Here is a 4,281-nt window from a genome sequence, read left to right as displayed (position 1 = left end):
GACCGGGGGATCAGCACGCCGGAGGGAGGGGAACTCGGCACCGCGAACCTGTACGCCCACCGTCCGGGTCCTGGCAGCCACGTGGCGTCCGGCGGTCTGCTGGTCGCCCGGGCGGCGCGGGGCGCGGGCGTCGGGCGTGCTCTCACCACCGACCTGATCGGCTGGGCGCGGGACAACGGTTTCGCGGCGGTCCAGTCCACCGCCGTGGTCGACACCACCACGAGCGCGATCCGCCTCGACGAGAGCCTGGGTTTCGTCACGCTCGGGGTCGCCCCCGGGGCGTTCCGCCACCCCGAGCACGGTGACGTCGGCCTGCGGATCACGTGGCTGGACCTGTGACCCGACCGGTCGCGTGCCGGGTCGCGGTGCCCCGGGCCGTCCTCGGTCGCCGCGGCGCGGCGGAGCAGCTCATCACCCCGTAGGGAGGCCGGGGGTGGGGTGGCCGGTGCGGCCCGGTACGGGGACACCACCGGACCGGGCCGGCGCTCAGCCCTGGTCGCCCTGGTCGAACACGACGACGGCCCGCGCGCCCCGGCCCCGGTCGAGGTCGGCGAAGACGTCCTCCACCTCGGACAGGGCGATCCGCCGGTCCACCAGGGACCGCAGGTCGAGGGTTCCCGCACCGAGCAGGCCGAGCAGGACGGGCAGGTCCTCGGCCGGGTCGCAGTCCCCGTACATGCAGCCGGCGAGGGTGCGCCCCTGCATGGCGACCTCGGCGGCGCTGAGGCTCAGGGTGTCGCTCCGCTCGCCGAGCCCGACGACGGTGGCCCGCCCGCCGCGGCGGAGCACGTCCCAGGCGGCGCGGATGCTGGTGGCGCGGCCGACGCATTCCACGGCGTGGTCGGCGCCCCGGCCCCCGGTCAGCCTTCGGACCCGCCGGGCCAGCTCCGGCCCGGGTTCGAGCACCTCGGTGGCGCCCAGGGACTCCGCCAGCGCGGCCTTCTCCGGCGCGGGGTCCACGGCGATCACCGGGTCCGCCCCCGCGATGCGGCCGGCCTGCACCGCGCACAGGCCCACCCCGCCCAGCCCGAGGACCACCACGGATTCGCCGGGTCGGACGCGGGCGGCGTTGCGCACCGCCCCCACGCCGGTGAGGGCGGCGCAACCCAGCAGCGCGGCCTCCACGGCGGGGGTGCCGGGTGGCAGCGGAACGCAGGCGTCCTCGGCCACCAGTGTCTCGGTGGCGAAGGCCGCCGCGCCCAGCCCGGGGAACAGCGGCCCGCCGTCGGCGCCCACGGCGTGCGGGCGGGTGGCGTACCGCAGCGACGCCTGGCACAGGTAGGGCTGGCCGCCCCGGCAGAACCAGCAGTCCCGGCAGGGCGGTGACCAGTTCAGCACCACCTGGTCGCCGACCCGCAGGCCCGTCACCCCCTCCCCCACCTCGACGACGTCGCCGACGCCCTCGTGCCCCAACACGGCCGGCAGGTGGTGGGGCAGCACACCCCGGGCCAGCGACAGGTCGGAATGGCAGACACCGGCGGCGGTCATGCGGACCCGGACCTCCGACGGGCCGGGGTCGCGCAGCTCGATCTCCTCGACCCGCAGCGGCTGGTCGGTGGCGCGCAGGACGGCGCCGACGGCGGTGCTCGGCATGGTGTGCTCCCTCGCGGGGTGGGGTCGCGGCGACCGGGACGGGCCGGGGCCGGCGGGGTCGAGGTGGTCAGAGCGGAAGCTGCACTGCTTTGAGCTGCTGGAACTCGGCGACTCCGTGCGGCCCCAGTTCCCGCCCGTACCCGGAGTGGCCGTAGCCGCCGAAGGGGGCGACCGGGTTGAACGGTGCCCCGTTGACGTCGACCTGCCCGCTGCGCAGCCGGCGGGCCACGGCGGTGGCGGTGTCGTCGTCGGCGGCCCAGACGGCGCCGGCCAGCCCGTAGGGGGTGCCGTTGGCGATGCGGACGGCCTCCTCCTCGTCCCGGTAGGACAGCACGGTGAGGACCGGGCCGAACACCTCCTGCTGGGCGATGGCGGCGCCGGGGTCGGCGTCGACGACGACGGTGGGTCCGCAGTAGTGGCCGCGCCCGTCCGGCCCGGGGGCCTCCCGGCCGTCGACGGCCAACCGGGCACCGTCACTCACCGCCCTGGCGATGTGCTCGGTGACGGTGCGGTGGTGGTCGGCGGACACCAGGGGCCCCAGTCGGGTCTCCGGGTCGGTCGGATCCCCGGGCCGGTACCGCTGGGTGGCCGCGACGGCCAGGTCGACCGCTTCGGCGTACTGGTCGTGGCGCACCAGCAGGCGGGTCTGCGCGGTGCAGGTCTGGCCGGCGTTGAGCAGGCAGCTGTCCACGGTCCTCCGCACCGCCCGGGGCAGGTCGGCGCCGGGCAGCACCACGGAGGCGGACTTGCCGCCCAGTTCCAGCGCGACGCGGGCCAGGCGTTCCCCGGCGAGCGCGGCGACCCGGGCGCCGGCGGTGGTCGACCCGGTGAAGGACACCATCGCCACCCCGGGGTGGCGGACCAGGGCCTCCCCGACCACCGGGCCGCTCCCGGGGACCACGGTGAGCACCCCCGGGGGCAGCCCGGCCCGGTCGGCCAGCTGGGCCAGGGCCAGGGCGGACAGCGGGGTGAGGGCGCTGGGTTTGAGCACGACCGGGCAGCCGGCGGCGAACGCGCCGGCGATCTTGGCGACGGCCTGGTGCAGCGGGTAGTTCCAGGGCGTGATGCCGCCGACGACGCCGACCGGGTCGCGGAGGACCAGCGAGTGGCCGAGCCGTTCCGGGACCGCGAACCCGGGGTCGCGCAGCAGGGCCGAGGTGGACTCCAGCACCCGCAGGGGCAGTCCGACCTGCACGGCGCGGGAGAAACGGATCGGCGTGCCGAGTTCGGCGGTGACCAGCTCGGCGAGGTCGGCGGCCCGGTCGGTCATCGCCGCGCGCAGGGCGTCGAGGTGGTCGGCGCGCTCACCCGGTTCCAGGGCCGCCCAGGCGGGGAAGGCCCGTTCGGCGGCGAGCACCGCCTCGTGCACGTCCTCCGGGTCGGCCGCCGCGACCTGGCCGAGACGCTCCCCGGTGGCGGGGTTCTCCACGTCGATCGGCGTCGTCGTGTGCGGGGCCGTCCACCGGCCGTCGAGGTACAGGCGGTCCGGGGGCAGCTGGTCGAGCAGCTGGGGCTGTGCTGGCACGGCGTCCTCCACGCGCTCGGGGTGCTCGGGTGTCGGGTCGTCGGATGGGTCGCTGCTGGACGGGGGTGCCGCGCCGCCGGGTGACGCGCCGCCCGTGGGCGTGACCGGGACCGGGCGGGGCCTCAGGAGAGGCGTTCGACGACCATCGCCATGCCCTGCCCGCCGGCCACGCACATCGACACCAGCCCGAACTGGCCGTCGCGGACGCGGAGGCCGTGCAGCAGGGTGGCCGTCAACCGGGCCCCGGTCATGCCGAACGGGTGACCGACGGCGATCGCGCCTCCGTGCACGTTGAGCCGGTCCTCGTCGAGCCCCAGGTCCCGGCGGACGGGGATGACCTGCGCGGCGAACGCCTCGTTGATCTCGGCCAGGTCGAGGTCGCCGACGCCGAGCCCGGCGCGACGCAGCGCGAGACGGCAGGCCGCCACCGGCCCCAGCCCCATGATCTCCGGGGACAGCGCCGACACGCCGGTGGAGCGGATGCGGGCCAGCGGGGTGATGCCGAGGTCCCTGGCGCGGTCCTCGGCCATCACCACCAGGGCGGCGGCGCCGTCGTTGAGCGGGCAGCAGTTCCCGGCGGTGACGGTTCCGTCCGGTCGGAACACGGGGTCGAGCCCGGCGAGCCGGTCCAGGGTGGTCCCGGGGCGGGGGCCGTCGTCGGCGGCGACGACGGTGCCGTCGGGGAGGGTGACGGGGGTGATGTCCTCGGCCCAGAACCCGTCGTCGAGGGCGCGGGCGGCGGCCCGCTGCGAGCGCAACGCGAACTCGTCCTGTTCGCGGCGGCTGATCCCCCGGTGCTGGGCGACGTTCTCGGCGGTCTGCCCCATCGCCAGGTACACGTCGGGCAGTTCACCGGATCGGCGGGGGTCCTCCCAGGGTGGGGCTCCGCCGCCGGCGCGGGTGGCCGAGCGGGCCATCGCCGCCGCGTAGCGGGGGTTCTCACCCCGCCCGCCGGCCTCGGCGTCGGCGGGTCGGGCGATGCGGGACACGCACTCGACGCCGCCGGACACGTAGGCCAGGCCCTCCCCCGCCCGGATCGCGTGGAACGCCATCCGGGTGGTCTGGAGGGACGAGGCGCAGTGCCGGCTGATCGTCGCGCCGGGCAGGCCGTCCAGGCCCAGGGACACCGCCACGACGCGGGCGATGTTGAACCCCTGCTCGCC

General features: G+C 76.7%; 4 protein-coding genes. 1 reads left to right on the top strand and 3 read right to left on the bottom strand.

Annotated elements, in window-relative coordinates:
- Window positions 1-339 (top strand): GNAT family N-acetyltransferase (locus ACTIDRAF_RS0216845; RefSeq protein WP_016699892.1); only part of this gene is annotated, 339 nt, incomplete at its 5' end.
- Between the two features lie 147 nt (window positions 340-486).
- Here the strand turns inward: ACTIDRAF_RS0216845 and ACTIDRAF_RS0216835 are convergent.
- From ACTIDRAF_RS0216835 to ACTIDRAF_RS0216825, 3 genes are all read right to left on the bottom strand, one after another.
- Window positions 487-1,593 carry a zinc-binding dehydrogenase gene (locus tag ACTIDRAF_RS0216835; RefSeq protein ID WP_016699891.1) on the bottom strand — a complete coding sequence of 369 codons (1,107 nt, stop codon included), beginning with the start codon at window positions 1,591-1,593 and terminating at the stop codon, window positions 487-489.
- 67 nt (window positions 1,594-1,660) lie between these two features.
- Window positions 1,661-3,118: an aldehyde dehydrogenase family protein gene (locus tag ACTIDRAF_RS0216830; protein ID WP_245533567.1), complete on the bottom strand. Its 1,458-nt coding sequence runs from the start codon at window positions 3,116-3,118 to the stop codon at window positions 1,661-1,663.
- A 122-nt stretch (window positions 3,119-3,240) separates the two neighbouring features.
- Window positions 3,241-4,281 (bottom strand): acetyl-CoA C-acetyltransferase (locus ACTIDRAF_RS0216825; protein ID WP_016699889.1); only part of this gene is annotated, 1,041 nt, incomplete at its 5' end.

Source organism: Actinoalloteichus spitiensis RMV-1378 (assembly GCF_000239155.1).
In the GTDB taxonomy this organism is placed as follows: domain Bacteria; phylum Actinomycetota; class Actinomycetes; order Mycobacteriales; family Pseudonocardiaceae; genus Actinoalloteichus_B; species Actinoalloteichus_B spitiensis.
This window is presented reverse-complemented; position numbering and strand designations above follow the sequence as displayed.

What these genes read in the sequence shown, in the direction of transcription:
- ACTIDRAF_RS0216835 (WP_016699891.1), bottom strand. Translation starts at nt 1,593, where the DNA reads ATGCCGAGCACCGCCGTCGGCGCCGTCCTGCGCGCCACCGACCAGCCG.